Source organism: Microtetraspora malaysiensis (assembly GCF_001528665.1).
Taxonomy (GTDB): Bacteria; Actinomycetota; Actinomycetes; order Streptosporangiales; family Streptosporangiaceae; genus Microtetraspora_A; species Microtetraspora_A malaysiensis.
Genome location: NZ_BBYJ01000011.1, coordinates 70,508 through 82,961 on the forward strand (window position 1 = coordinate 70,508; position 12,454 = coordinate 82,961).

At 71.5% G+C, this 12,454-nt stretch carries 13 protein-coding genes; 7 read left to right on the plus strand and 6 right to left on the minus strand.

Annotated features, from left to right (window positions below; translation table 11 throughout):
* The first annotated feature begins 114 nt into the window (after positions 1-114).
* Positions 115-663: a TetR/AcrR family transcriptional regulator gene (locus AWQ71_RS15385; RefSeq protein ID WP_067133350.1), complete on the plus strand. Its 549-nt coding sequence runs from the start codon at positions 115-117 to the stop codon at positions 661-663.
* A 28-nt stretch (positions 664-691) separates the two neighbouring features.
* Entirely contained in the window at positions 692-2,848 is a 2,157-nt protein-coding gene (locus AWQ71_RS15390; protein WP_067133353.1) for an MMPL family transporter, read from the plus strand.
* A gap of 124 nt (positions 2,849-2,972) precedes the next feature.
* Here the strand turns inward: AWQ71_RS15390 and AWQ71_RS41625 are convergent, their stop codons facing one another.
* Both AWQ71_RS41625 and AWQ71_RS15395 read right to left on the minus strand, forming a co-directional pair.
* A complete protein-coding gene (locus AWQ71_RS41625) occupies positions 2,973-3,122 on the minus strand; it encodes a hypothetical protein (RefSeq protein ID WP_157570366.1) in 150 nt (49 codons plus the stop codon).
* Complete coding sequence (locus tag AWQ71_RS15395; RefSeq protein ID WP_174550709.1) at positions 3,119-4,069, minus strand: ArsR/SmtB family transcription factor; 951 nt, start codon at positions 4,067-4,069, stop codon at positions 3,119-3,121. The genes AWQ71_RS41625 and AWQ71_RS15395 overlap by 4 nt, the downstream gene beginning before the upstream one ends.
* Before the next feature lie 111 nt (positions 4,070-4,180).
* Here AWQ71_RS15395 and AWQ71_RS15400 point away from each other — a divergent pair, with 111 nt between their 5' ends.
* Positions 4,181-5,089 (plus strand): oxidoreductase, encoded by a 909-nt coding sequence (locus tag AWQ71_RS15400; protein WP_067133358.1) that lies wholly within the window; start codon positions 4,181-4,183, stop codon positions 5,087-5,089.
* Between the two features lie 330 nt (positions 5,090-5,419).
* On the opposite strand, the gene AWQ71_RS15405 is transcribed toward AWQ71_RS15400, so the two are convergent.
* The gene (locus AWQ71_RS15405; protein WP_067133361.1) at positions 5,420-5,659 is read right to left on the minus strand and encodes a hypothetical protein; all 240 of its coding nucleotides are present in this window, start codon (positions 5,657-5,659) and stop codon (positions 5,420-5,422) included.
* Positions 5,660-6,311: 652 nt separating this feature from the next.
* Here AWQ71_RS15405 and AWQ71_RS15410 point away from each other — a divergent pair.
* The 3 genes from AWQ71_RS15410 to AWQ71_RS43265 all read left to right on the plus strand — a co-directional run bounded on the left by AWQ71_RS15410 (position 6,312) and on the right by AWQ71_RS43265 (position 8,285).
* Complete coding sequence (locus tag AWQ71_RS15410) at positions 6,312-7,280, plus strand: GlxA family transcriptional regulator (RefSeq protein ID WP_067133364.1); 969 nt, start codon at positions 6,312-6,314, stop codon at positions 7,278-7,280.
* A 65-nt stretch (positions 7,281-7,345) separates the two neighbouring features.
* Positions 7,346-7,972 (plus strand): DJ-1/PfpI family protein, encoded by a 627-nt coding sequence (locus AWQ71_RS15415; protein WP_067133367.1) that lies wholly within the window; start codon positions 7,346-7,348, stop codon positions 7,970-7,972.
* A gap of 103 nt (positions 7,973-8,075) precedes the next feature.
* Complete coding sequence (locus AWQ71_RS43265) at positions 8,076-8,285, plus strand: hypothetical protein (protein WP_218001795.1); 210 nt, start codon at positions 8,076-8,078, stop codon at positions 8,283-8,285.
* Positions 8,286-8,479: 194 nt separating this feature from the next.
* On the opposite strand, the gene AWQ71_RS15425 is transcribed toward AWQ71_RS43265, so the two are convergent.
* The 3 genes from AWQ71_RS15425 to AWQ71_RS15435 form a co-directional block, all read right to left on the minus strand.
* Positions 8,480-9,481: an acyl-CoA dehydrogenase family protein gene (locus AWQ71_RS15425; RefSeq protein WP_067133373.1), complete on the minus strand. Its 1,002-nt coding sequence runs from the start codon at positions 9,479-9,481 to the stop codon at positions 8,480-8,482.
* A gap of 125 nt (positions 9,482-9,606) precedes the next feature.
* Entirely contained in the window at positions 9,607-10,734 is a 1,128-nt protein-coding gene (locus tag AWQ71_RS15430) for an acyl-CoA dehydrogenase family protein (protein ID WP_067133375.1), read from the minus strand.
* On the minus strand, positions 10,724-11,563 hold the full coding sequence (locus tag AWQ71_RS15435; RefSeq protein ID WP_067133377.1) for an enoyl-CoA hydratase: 840 nt from the start codon (positions 11,561-11,563) through the stop codon (positions 10,724-10,726). Before AWQ71_RS15435 ends, AWQ71_RS15430 begins: the two co-directional genes overlap by 11 nt.
* A 72-nt stretch (positions 11,564-11,635) precedes the next feature.
* Between AWQ71_RS15435 and AWQ71_RS15440 the strand changes: the two genes are divergently transcribed.
* A complete protein-coding gene (locus AWQ71_RS15440; protein ID WP_067133380.1) occupies positions 11,636-12,412 on the plus strand; it encodes an SDR family oxidoreductase in 777 nt (258 codons plus the stop codon).
* The last annotated feature ends 42 nt before the right edge of the window (positions 12,413-12,454 follow it).

Genomic DNA, 12,454 nt, shown 5'->3' on the forward strand with positions numbered 1-12,454 from the left:
TCCCACCCTTCCACGGAATCTCGGCCTGTGCTCCCGAGACGCGGTGATTCACCCCGGCGGGCGCATACTGTCCGATCGGTCAGAACTGTCCGATCGGTCAGCTAAGGTGATCGCATGACTCGCTCCGCCACCACCATGCGCGCGGACATCCTGGAGTCGGCGGCGCGGCTGTTCGCCACGGTCGGCTTCCGCGGCACGTCGCTCCAGGACATCGCCTCGGATGTGGGCTGCTCCAAGGCGTCCCTGCTGTACCACTTCACCAACAAGGACGCGATCCTCACCGAGCTGTTGTCGCCGGTGGGGCGAGAGCTGGCCGAGCTGGAGGAGCGGCTCGCCGGGCTGGACGGCGACGAGGCCGCGCACGCGGCGGTCGCCGGGCTCGTCGAGTCGTCCCTGCGCTTCCGGCGCGAGATCACGATCCTCATGCAGGACCTGGACGCCATGACCGCCCGTCCCGAGCTGCCCGACATCAACGCCGTCATCGAGCGGCTGGTGGACGCGCTGACCGGCCGTTCCGGTGACCCGCGGGCCCGGGTCTGGGGCTGGATGGCGCTGCTGGGTGTCGCCCTGACGGGCGCCGGCGACCTCGCGGTGCCCGAGGAGACGCTGCGCGCGGAGCTGACCCGGGGCGCGCTGCGTACGCTCGGCCGCTCCATCGACTGACCCTTCGACGAAAGAGATCCCGCTTCCGATGTCAACCTTGCTGTACCGGCTGGGCCGGTTCTCCTTCCGCAGACGGGGGCGCGTGGCCGCCGTGTGGCTGCTGTTGCTGGCGCTGCTGGTAGGGGCGGTCGCCGCCTTCAGCGGGTCCACCACCGACAAGTTCGTCATGCCCGGCACCGAGTCGCAGCGGGCGCTGGACGCGCTGGCCAGGGAGTTCCCCCAGGCCGGCGGGGCCACCGGCAGCATCGTCGTCGCCGCCCCGCAGGGGAAGAAGCTGGACCCGGCGGCCGTCGCCCCCGTCGTGAAGGAGGCGGCCGCCGTCCCCGGCGTGGTCGCCGCCCTCGACCCGTTCCAGGTCGGCGCGGTCTCCGCCGACGGCCGCCACGCCCTGGTCCAGGTCCAGTTCGACCGGGGGCTCAATGACGTCACCGCGGCCCAGCGCGACGCGTACCTCAAGGCCGGCTCCTCGGTGACCGGGCTGCGGGTGGAGCACGGCGGCGAGATCATGACCACCGCGCCCGAAGTGGGCGGCTCCGAAGGGGTCGGCGTTCTGATCGCCGCAGTCGTGCTGGTCATCACCTTCGGCTCGCTGGTGGCCGCCGGCATGACGCTGCTGAACGCGCTGATCGGCGTCGGCGTCGGCATGGCCGGGCTCTTCGCGCTCAGCGGCGTCGTCGAGCTGACCTCGGTCACGCCGGTGCTGGCGCTGATGCTGGGCCTGGCCGTCGGCATCGACTACTCGCTGTTCATCACGTCCCGCTACCGCCAGTTCCTCGCGGAGGGCATGGAGCGGGACGAGGCCGCCGGGCTGGCGACCGGCACCGCCGGCTCGGCGGTCGTGTTCGCCGGAGCCACCGTCGTGATCGCGCTCGCCGGTCTGTCGGTCGTCGGCATCCCCTTCCTCACCGTCATGGGCCTGGCCGCCGCCGGCACCGTGGGGGTCGCCGTCCTGGTCGCCCTCACGCTGCTGCCCGCCTTCCTGTCGTACGCCGGGACCCGCGTGCTGCCACGTGGGCAGCGCGCGGGCCAGGAAGCGAGCCCGGCCCGGGAGGGCTTCGGCTACGCCTGGGGGCGGATTGTCACCCGGCTGCGTGTGCCGATCCTGCTGGCCGGGATCGTCGGCCTGGGCGCGCTCGCGCTGCCCGCCCAGGACCTGCGCCTGGCCCTGCCGGACGCCGGCACCGCCGCCCCCGGCTCACCGGCCCGCGAGGCGTACGACCTGACCAGCGAAGGGTTCGGCGAGGGCTTCAACGCCCGGCTGATCGCCGTGGTCACCGCGGCCGACGCCAAGGCGACCACCGCGGCCGCCGGACAGGCCGCCGCGCTGATCCAGCAGACCGAGGGCGTCCTGGCCGTGGCCCCGCCCCAGACCAACGCCGCAGGCACCACAGCGCTGCTGACCATCATCCCGAAGGCCGGACCCACCGACGCGGCCACCGAGGACGCCGTCCACGCCATCCGCGCCAAGGTCGCCGACATCAAGGGCGCGGAGATCGCGGTGACCGGTGCCACCGCCGTGGGCATCGACGTCTCCGACAAGCTCGCCGACGCCATGCCGGTGTACCTGCTGCTGGTGATCGGCCTGTCGGTGCTGCTGCTGATGCTGGTCTTCCGCTCGATCCTGGTGCCGGTCAAGGCGGCGCTGGGCTTCCTGCTCACCGTCGGCTCGACCTTCGGCGTCACGGTCGCGATCTTCCAGCAGGGGCATCTGGCCGACCTGGTCGGGCTGGACGTGCCGGGACCGCTGGTCAGCTTCCTGCCGATCCTGCTGATCGGCATCCTGTTCGGGCTGGCCATGGATTACCAGGTGTTCCTGGTCTCGCGGATGCGCGAGGACTACGTGCACGGCGACACGCCGCGCCAGGCCACGATCAACGGCATGGGACACAACGCCCGCGTCGTCACCGCCGCCGCGCTGATCATGACGGCCGTGTTCGGCGGGTTCGTGTTCATGGACGATCCGATCATCAAGTCCATGGGCTTCGCGCTGGCCGTCGGCGTGCTGGTGGACGCCTTCGTGGTCCGCATGACGCTGGTCCCGGCCGTGATGTCCATGTTCGGCGCCGCCGCCTGGTGGCTGCCCCGCCCCCTGGACCGGGCGCTGCCCAACCTCGATGTCGAGGGCGAAAGCCTGCGTCACCACCTCGCCGCGGCCGTCCCGGAAACGGTCGGCGCCGGTCGCTGATCCCTGACCGGCGGCGCGCGCCGTTTCCGGACCGGGCGACGGCCACGGACCTGATCGAAAGCGCCCGGACGCGACGGGCCACCGATCGCCGCACGCGATCGGGGGCCCGTCGGCGGGGGAGGAGTCAGGCCAGGGTGGCGAGCACCCGGGCGCGGTCGCCGAAGGGGGAGCCCCCATGGCTTGCCCGGCAGTTCGTCCGCTTGAGGGAGTGGTCGGCCAAGGGTGCGTGCGCCGCCTGGGTGGAGGTGAAGCGCAGGTTGTCCGATGATCTCAAGTGTCATCGGAGGCGGCGAGGACGGATTCCGCGACGGAGGTGCGTGCGTACAGCACTGTGCGGCCGGCCCGGTGGGCGGTGACGAAGCCGGCATTGCGCAGTGCCGCCAGGTTCTGGGAGACCCCGGCCATCGAGATCCCGGTGCGCTGAGCCAGCTCTGTCGTGGTGGCCGGAGCCTCCAGTTCGGTGAGCAACAGGGTCCGCGAACGGCCGAGCACGGCGACGACCGCTGCGGAACCGGTGGCGGTGCGGCGTTCCCACAGCGTGCCGACGCCGCGCGCTCGGTAGGCGAGCTGCGGCGGGTCCGGCGGCGCAACCCGCGTGGACAGGCCCGGCCCCTTGAAAGCCGAGGGAATCAGGAGCAGCCCTGCGCCCGCGGTCTCCCGGGAGAGGGTCCGCTGCCGACGGACCACCCGCAGCACGTTGTCGTCCCAGCTGACCAATGGATGCAGCTCGTTGAGGAGGTGGCCGGCCCCGTGTTCGGCGACCTGCCGGGCCCGGTGGAAGACGTCGGCATCAAGCACTGCGCGGACTCGTGCCCAGTAAGGAGCGAGTGCCAGCTCCCAGTAGGTCCCGATCTCCGCCGCGACCCGCACCAGGCGGGCTTGCGGGTCGGCGTACAGGGATCGTAGACGGGGGCCGATGCTGCCCTGATGGTGCCTGAGGTGGTCGAGGTCCCGGCGGACACGGTCGGCCGGCGCGGCCGCGATCGCGGCCAGCTCCTCCGCCGGCGTGGGGGCCGGCCCGGTGGGTGCCGGGTTGAGGAAGTCCGGGGCGTAGCCCGAGGGCGGGATCAGTTCGGCGAGCCACCCGCTGTCCAACCCGGCAGCCGCGACCCGTGGCCGCACCTGCTCCAGCCAGCGCCGGTGCACAGGGTCCGCGGCACCGGCCTTCAGCAGCCGGAAGCTGGTCCCGACCTGCCACATCGGTGAGACCGCGAACCGCATCTGCGCCAGATCGCTCGCTGAGAATGCCAGTTCCGCCAGGACGGTCGCCCCCAGGATTCACCTATACCTGAATCGATGGCGGCTACCTTACCGGGGGGAGATCATTCCGCAATGACCGCAGAGACGATATCCGCCGCCGCGTCAGGCACCTGGAAGCTGGGAGACCTGACGGTCAATCGGATCGGCTTCGGGGCGATGCGCCTGCCGCAAACCGGCGAGGCGCTCGTGGCCGACGCCGTCCCGCGCGACCGCGACCAGGCGATCAGCGTGCTGCGCCGGGCGGTCGAGCTCGGTGTGAACCACATCGACACCGCGGCGTTCTACTTCTCCCCGCTGCGCTCGGCCAACGAGCTGATCAACCGCGCCCTGGCCCCCTACCCGGATGATCTGGTCATCACAACCAAGGTGGGGCAGCCGCGCGACCCATCGGGTGCGTGGCTGCCCCACGCCACACCAGAGCAGTTGCGTGGACTGGTCGAGGAGAACCTGCGCCAGCTCGGCCGTGACCACCTGGACGTGGTGAACCTGCGCATCGTCGGGACCGGTTCGATCGCCGAGCGCTTCGGTGCGTTGGCCGAGTTGCGCGAGGCCGGACTCATCCGTCACCTGGGCGTCTCCAACGTCCACCCCCATCACCTCGCCGAGGCCCAGGCCATCGCGCCGGTGGTGTGCGTGCAGAACATGTACGGCCTCGGAGTGCGGCCCGACCAGGACACGTTCGTCCGCACCTGCGGTGAGCAAGATGTCGCCTTCGTGCCGTTCTACGCGATCGCCGCCTCCGGGCGCCAAGCCGGTGCGAGCGACCGTGACCACCCGCGGATCCTGGCCGTCGCGCGGGCACACGGGGTCGGCCCCGCCCAGGTCCGGATCGCCTGGACGCTGCATCGCGGCCCGCATGTGCTGGCCATTCCCGGCACCGGCGACCCGGACCACCTGGCGTCCAACGTGGCCGCCGGCGCCCTCCGCCTCTCCGAGGAGGAGCTTGCCCTCCTTGACTCCGTTCACCACCACAGTCTCTGAGCGGGTCACCGGTTGACGGGAGCGGGTCAGGCAGTTCCCTGACCTGGCCACGACAGCGGTGCCAGATCCCTGGGTGAGACGTTCGTCGACCTGTTCCAGAAGGCGCAGACGTCGATCATCCGCTACCTGGAAGCGCAGGTGACCGAGCAGCCCATCCGGAGGCTCGTCGCCATCAACGGGCCGGGGCGGGGGCCGGGGCGGGGGCGCGGCCCGGCCACCACACGAGCTACACCCGCCGTATCGGTGGCCGGTAGAAGGACGGCGGCAGAGGCTGCTTCTACGCACGCTCTCCTGTCCGTAGAAGCAGCCGCAGGTCAGTTCGCCGTTGCATCAGTCCGTCGGGTGGTCCGTCGCGGGGTTCGCGTTGAGGCGCTGGCACTCCTCATAGACGGCGAGCGCCTCAGCGGAAGCCTTCTCGTGACTCCAGCCCTGACTGCGGAGGACGTTGTAGTTGTTGTTGTAGATCTGATAGCACTCGGCCTGGGTGGCAGCCTGGGCGGGAACGGTGGCGGGGGCTACCCACGCGGCGGCCAGTAACGAGGCGATGACGAGGCGACGTGCGTGACGCATGACGATCCTTCCTCTTACTTGGTTCCCCAGCCGGGCGAATGGCACGCGGGACCGTTCGGGCCGGTGGTGCAGGGCTCCGGGGGCCCGACCGCCAGGGCCGGGAGGGACAGTGCCCCCACGAAAGCCGCGGCCAACAGCGCGACGGTGAATGCGGGACGAAGACGGGTCACATGGACTCCTGCGGTGAGGTCGCGGCGTACGCGAGGTGCGGGCCCTGCATCTGTGGCGGCCACCGGATGCCCCGATAATCTCCGATGCCGCACTGCCGATTGTCGGCCAGTGACAGCGATCCGAACTCCTCTCGGAGGGTGATCCTCTGCGGCCTAAGGGAGGATTCGTCTCCGGCCTAAGGGAGGACGGCACGCGAGGGAGGACGGCACGCGCCGCGACGCCTACGCCGCCCGTCGCGTTGGTGCTGCCCGCGGGCCGGTGCTTCGGCCGAGACGCGGGAGTGGCGAGCGAGGCTCGCGACGTTGGTGTGCCCGGAGAATGCCAGCAGCGTGGAGGTGTTCGCGCCCTCCTCGGCGGCGTGGGTCAACGCGCGGTGTCGGAGCGGGTGCAGGGTCCAGGGTTCGCCAGGGGTCGGTGGCGTGTCTGTATTGGTGGGGTACGTGTCATTGCTGACGCCCATCAGCCGCTTCACACTTGATCCATGAACGGGGCTGAGGTGCTGGTGGTGGTTTACGACGGTGTCCAGCTGCTGGATGTCGCGGGGCCGCTGGAGGCGTTCGACGGAGCGACCAGGGCCGTGCCGGGTTCATATCGGGTGCGGTTGGCCTCGCTTGGCGGCCGGGATGTGGTGACATCGTCCGGCGCGCGTTTGGGTGTCGAGACCGATCTGGCCCGGGTGGAGGGCGGGCTGGACACGCTGCTCGTGGCGGGTGGCTGGGGTTACGCCGACGCGGTCAGCGACCACGAGCTGGTCGATCAGGTGCGGCGGTTGTCTGCAGTGGCCCGCCGAACCGTCTCGGTGTGCACGGGTGCTTTCGTGCTGGCCGAGGCCGGCATTCTGGCCGGGCGGCGGGCCACGACGCACTGGGCGTATTGCGCCGAGCTGGCCGAGACCTACCCGGCGGTGACCGTGGAGCCGGATGCGATCTTCGTCCGCGACGAGGGAGTCGGCACGGCGGCTGGGGTCACTGCGGGGCTGGATCTGGCGCTCGCGCTTCTCGAGGAGGATCACGGGGCGGAGCTGGCTCGCAAGGTGGCCAGGTGGCTGGTGGTGTTCCTGCAGAGGCCAGGTGGGCAGTCGCAGTTCAGCATGTGGTCTCGAGCCTGCCCGCCGGGCGATGAGACGCTACGTCGGCTACTCGGAGAGATCACCGCTGATCCGGGGGCTGATTACTCGGTTGCTGCGCTGGCCGAGCGGCTGTCGGTGAGCGAGCGCCACGTCAGCCGCGTGTTCGCGCGGCAGGTCGGCATGACCCCGGGCCGGTATGTGGAGCGGGCCCGCGTCGAGGCGGCTCGGCTCCTGCTGGAGACCGGCGGCGACGGAGTGGAGAGCATCGCCCGGCGATGCGGCTTCGGGACCGCCGAGAGTATGCGCCGGGCGTTCATCAGGGAGATCGGCGTGCCGCCGAGCGCCTACCGCGACCGCTTCACCGGCACCACCGCGGTCTGACCGCACCGCGTCTTCCAGAACACCCGTACTCAGACGCGCACCGTCACCGATAAGGAGAATTCGCGATGAATGCGACCTTCGTGCTTTATGACCAGATGACCGCGCTCGACATCATCGGCCCCTACGAAGCACTGGCCGGTCACCCACAGGTGAGGCCCTACTTCGCCGCCGCGCGGGCTGGCAGCGTGCGCTGTGACAACGGGCTCACACTCCAGGCTGACGTCGGGTTCGACGATCTGCCGAGGCCCGATCTCATCGTCGTTCCCGGTAGTTCTCGCTGGCGCCGGGCTTTGGAGGACGAGGCCCTCATCGCCTGGCTGGCCGCCACCTGTCCCACAGCCGCGTGCACCGTGTCGGTCTGTTCGGGTTCCACGCTGCTGGCCAAGGCCGGCATTCTGGCCGGACGCCCAGCGACCACCCATTGGGCGGTGCGGGACGTCCTCGCCGCACACGGCGCCATCGTCAGCACCGAACGTGTGGTCATCGACAAGGACGTGATCACCTGTGCCGGGGTATCGGCCGGTATCGACATGGCCCTGACCCTCGCCGCTCGTCTGTGGGGCGAGCCGGCGGCCAAGACGATCCAACTCGCTCTCGAATACGACCCCCAGCCGCCGTTCGACAGCGGCTCACCAGACAAGGCAGCGCCCGAAATCATCGCCGCCGTACGAACCCTGCTCACTGGCGCGTGAAACACGTTCGGGGCGCCGCCACGGCCAACAGGCCCGCGCCAGAAAGGTAATCATGAAAGAGAAGATGCGTGCGATCAGCCAACGGTCACTGGGAGGCCCCCACATGCTGACCGAGGTCGAAGTCGATCGCCCCAAGCCCCGGCCGGTGGAAGTCCTGGTCCGCGTGCACGCCGTCGGGGTCAACCCAGCGGACTGGGAGGCGCGGGCTCATGGCTGGGGTGGGTCCAAGATCGAGCAGGAGCGGCGCAAGGACAAGCGTGCGCAGCTCCACCGCAACCCGCACCCGACCGGACCATCGTTGAACCCTTCGTGAAGGGTCCTCCCGGCCCGAGCCCGGCACTCCGCGGCGGACGGCTTCGCCGCGGCCACCATCGAGCTCCCCTGGAGCGGTGACCGGCCCCGTTCCGCCGCCGCCGAGCAGGGCACACCGGCGTCCCGCAGTTCGCAGGGGACGCCGCGGCCCGGTTCTTCATCCGGCATCTGAGCTGGCCGCCGACCAGCCCGCCGTCAGGTCAGGGCGGCGAGTACCCGGGCGCGGTGCGCCGAGGGGGAGCCCCACGCGGAGTGGAGGGCCCGAGCCTTCCTGATCCACAGGCTCGGGTCGTACTCGTCGGTGTAGCCGATCGCGCCGTGCACCTGGAGCGCGATCTTGGCCGCCGCGTACGCCGCCTCCGACGCGGCGACCTTCGCGGCGGACACGTCGCGAGGGAAGTCCGGTGAGCCGTGGGCCAGGGCCGCGCCGTGGACCAGCGGCCGGGCGTACTCCAGGCCGACGAGCGCGTCCGCGAGGTGGTGCTTGACCGCCTGGAACTCGCCGATCGGCCGTCCGAACTGCCGCCGCGCCCGGGCGTACTCGACCGAGGCGTCCAGCAGCGCGCGGCCCACGCCGACGAGTTGGGCGGCGGTCGCCAGGGCGCCCATGTCGCGGGCGGCCTCGGCCGCGGCGCGCACCGAGGGGCCGCGGGCGAGGAGCTCGCCGCCCTCGACGGGGAAGAGCCGGCGGGCCGGATCCAGGGAGACGCGCGCCGCGCCGGGGAGCGCCGCGCGCAGCTCGTCGCCGTCCACCGCCAGCACGAGCCCCGCCGCGTCCGCGTCCAGCGCGTACGGCACGGCCGGGGGCAGGGCCGCCGTCGCCACCGTGTTCCCCTCGGCGATGCACGCGAGCCACGCGTCCACCGTCTCGGGCGCGACGACGAGATCCTCGGGGGCCAGCCGGTCGAGCAGCGCGGCGACGGCGACACTCTCGGCGAGCGGCCCCGGTGCGGCGTGCCGTCCCAGCTCGTGGAAGGCGGTGACCATCTCGACGGGGAGTGGTCCCGCGCCGCCCGCCGACTCGGGCACGGCGACGGCGAGGACGCCCGCGTCGGCGAGTGAGCGCCACAGGGCCAGGCCGGGCCCGTGCGATCCGGCCGCCCACGCGCGGATCGCGGCCGGCGTGCCCGCCTCGGCCAGGAGCTTGTGCAGGGTCTCGCCGAACAGCCGCTGCTCGGCGTCGAGGATGAACTTCACGGCCGCCTCCCGATGGTCGTCACGGCGCCGCGCCCGCGGCAGGTGCGGGCGCCCCGGCTGTTGAAGCAGTCACAAGCGCAGTCACGTGTGCTTTCACGTGTGCTGCCTTGGTCGTGTCCCACCGGTCACCGCCCCGACCTGGGCAGGCCGAGGACGCGCTCGGCGATCACGTTGCGCTGGATCTCGTTGGTCCCGGCGTAGATCGGGCCGGCGAGGGAGAAGACGTAGCCCTCCAGCCACTCGCCGTCGAGCTCGCCGTCCGGGCCGAGCAGGTCGAGCGCGGTCTCGTGCAGCGCCACGTCCAGGTCCGACCAGAAGATCTTGTTGACGCTGGACTCGGCCCCGATGTCCTCGGTGCGCGAGACGGTCTCGAAACCCTTCAGCCGGTACGCCCGGGATTTGATCCACGCGTCGGCCACCCGGTCGCGCAGTGCCGTGTCGGACGGGTCGCCGCGCTCCTTCCAAAGCTCCACCAGCCGGTCGGCGGCGGCGAGGAACCGCCCGGGACTGCGCAGGGTGAGCCCGCGCTCGTTGCCGGTGGTGCTCATCGCGACCCGCCAGCCCTCGCCCGGCGCGCCGATCACGTCCCGGTCGGGCACGAAGACGTCGTCGAAGAACAGCTCGGCGAAGGCCGGCTTGCCGTCGATGCGTCCGATCGGGCGGCGGGTCACGCCCTCGGCGTCCAGCGGGAACATGAGGTACGTCAGGCCGCGGTGCCGTTCGGCCTCCGGGTCGGAGCGGAACGGGCCGAAGCCCCGGTCGGCGAAGGCGGCGCGGGAGCTCCACGTCTTCTGGCCGTTGAGCAGCCAGCCGCCGTCCACCCGGGTCGCGGTGGCGCGCAGCGACGCCAGGTCGCTGCCGGCGCCCGGCTCCGACCACGCCTGGGCCCAGATCACCTCGCCCGACGCCATCGTGGGCAGGATCCGGTCGAGCTGTTCGGGCGTGCCGTGGTTGAAGAGGGTCGGGGCGAGGAGGTTGATGCCGTTCTGGCTGACCCGGCCCGGGGCCCCGGCCGCGTAGTACTCCTCCTCGAAGACCAGCCACTCCAGCGGCGTCGCGTCCCGGCCGCCGTACCGGCTGGGCCAGGAGACGACGGACAGCCGCGCCGCGTGCAGCTCGCGCTCCCACGCGCGGTGCGCGGCGAAGCCCTCCTCGACCTCCAGCGAGGGCAGGGGAGCGGCGGGGACGTGCGCGCGCAGCCACTCCCGGACCTCGGTCCGGAACGGTTCGACGGACGACAGGTCAAGATCCATCGGCGGCGGCCTTCATGCTCCTGGGGTCCATGCCGGCCAGGGAGTCGGCCGAGGTCTCGGCGTTGTGCGCGTGCGCGAGGTGGTGCAGGCCGAACACCGAATCCATCCCGGCGCGCATCCCCTGCAGGTCCTCGGCCTGGTTCACCGCCTTCTTCGTCAGCGCGAGCCCGAGGCGCGGCATGGCGGCGATCCGCTCGGCCAGCGCGAACGTCTCGGCCTCCAGCTCCTCGCGGGCGACGACCCGGTTGACCATGCCCACCTCGTACGCCCGGCGGGCGGGCATCCGGTCCCCGGTGAAGAGGAACTCCTTGGCGATCCGCGGCGGCATCGCCCACGGGTGGGCGAAGTACTCGACGCCGGGGATGCCCATGCGCACCACCGGGTCGGCGAAGAACGCGTCGTCCGAGGCGACGATCAGGTCGCACACCCAGGCGAGCATGAGCCCGCCCGCGATGCAGGCGCCCTGCACCATGGCGATCGTCGGCTTGGGGATCTCGCGCCAGCGGCGGCACATGCCGAGGTACACCTCGGACTCGCGGGCGAAGCGGCTCTCGGCGCCCTCCTTGCCCACGTGGTCCCACCACAGGCTCGCCTTGCGCGTGAAGGAGACGTGCGCGTCGCGTTCGGGCGTGCCGATGTCGTGCCCGGCGGAGAAGTGCTTGCCCTCTCCGGCCAGCACGATCACCTTGACCTCGTCGTCGGCGACGGCGCGGTAGAAGGCCTCGTCGAGGGCGTAGGTCATCGCTGAGTTCTGCGCGTTGCGGTACTTCGGGCGGTTCATGGTGACCACCGCCACCGGCCCGCGCCGCTCGTAGCGGACTACGGTCATCGGCACCCCTCATTCTTTCTAACAATTGTTTGGTAGAGTAACTCATGTGACGCTCACTGAGGAGGGCCGGGGATGAAGCCGCCCTACGTTCCGGGCCACGGCCTGCTGCGCGACCGGGTGGCCGTGGTGACCGCGGCCGCCGGCACCGGCATCGGCGGCGCCTGCGCCCGCCGCATGCTGGAGGAGGGCGCCCGCGTGGTGATCAGCGACGCCCACGAGCGGCGGCTGTCGGAGACCCGGGCCGCCCTGGAGAAGGAGTTCGGCTCCGGCTCGGTGACCGCCGTCCCATGCGACGTGACCTCCGAGGAGCAGGTCCAGCGCCTGTTCTCCGAGGCCGAGGAGTGCTTCGGCCCACTCGACGTGGTGATCAACAACGCCGGTCTCGGCGGCACCGCCACGCTCGTCGAGATGACCGACGAGCAGTGGAACAGGGTGCTCGACGTGACGCTGAACGGCACCATGCGCTGCACCCGCGCCGCGCTCGTCCGGATGCGGCCGCGCGGGCGCGGCGTGATCGTGAACAACGCGTCCGTCATCGGGTGGCGGGCCCAGGAGGGCCAGGCGCACTACGCGGCGGCCAAGGCCGGCGTCATGGCGCTCACCCGGTGCGCCGCCGTCGAGGCCGCGCCGTACGGCGTGCGGATCAACGCGGTGGCCCCCTCGCTGGCCATGCACCCCTTCCTGGCCAAGGTCACCACCGAGGAACTGCTGGCCGAGCTCACCAAGCGCGAGGCCCTCGGCCGGTACGCCGAGCCGTGGGAGGTCGCCAACGTCATCGTCTTCCTCGCCAGCGACTACTCGTCGTACATGACCGGAGAGGTGGTCTCCGTGTCCAGCCAGCACCCCTGAGCGGGTCTGCCGCGCGAGCCCCGACCCCTACGGCACCGGAAA

Bases quoted from the DNA above. Each gene is read 5' to 3' on its own strand.
- AWQ71_RS15385 (WP_067133350.1), top strand. From the start codon at position 115: ATGACTCGCTCCGCCACCACCATGCGCGCGGACATCCTGGAGTCGGCG.
- AWQ71_RS15390 (WP_067133353.1), top strand. From the start codon at position 692: ATGTCAACCTTGCTGTACCGGCTGGGCCGGTTCTCCTTCCGCAGACGG.
- AWQ71_RS15395 (WP_174550709.1), bottom strand. From the start codon at position 4,069: ATGCGGTTCGCGGTCTCACCGATGTGGCAGGTCGGGACCAGCTTCCGG.
- AWQ71_RS15400 (WP_067133358.1), top strand. From the start codon at position 4,181: ATGACCGCAGAGACGATATCCGCCGCCGCGTCAGGCACCTGGAAGCTG.
- AWQ71_RS15405 (WP_067133361.1), bottom strand. From the start codon at position 5,659: ATGCGTCACGCACGTCGCCTCGTCATCGCCTCGTTACTGGCCGCCGCG.
- AWQ71_RS15410 (WP_067133364.1), top strand. From the start codon at position 6,312: ATGAACGGGGCTGAGGTGCTGGTGGTGGTTTACGACGGTGTCCAGCTG.
- AWQ71_RS15415 (WP_067133367.1), top strand. From the start codon at position 7,346: ATGAATGCGACCTTCGTGCTTTATGACCAGATGACCGCGCTCGACATC.
- AWQ71_RS43265 (WP_218001795.1), top strand. From the start codon at position 8,076: ATGCTGACCGAGGTCGAAGTCGATCGCCCCAAGCCCCGGCCGGTGGAA.
- AWQ71_RS15430 (WP_067133375.1), bottom strand. From the start codon at position 10,734: ATGGATCTTGACCTGTCGTCCGTCGAACCGTTCCGGACCGAGGTCCGG.
- AWQ71_RS15435 (WP_067133377.1), bottom strand. From the start codon at position 11,563: ATGACCGTAGTCCGCTACGAGCGGCGCGGGCCGGTGGCGGTGGTCACC.
- AWQ71_RS15440 (WP_067133380.1), top strand. From the start codon at position 11,636: ATGAAGCCGCCCTACGTTCCGGGCCACGGCCTGCTGCGCGACCGGGTG.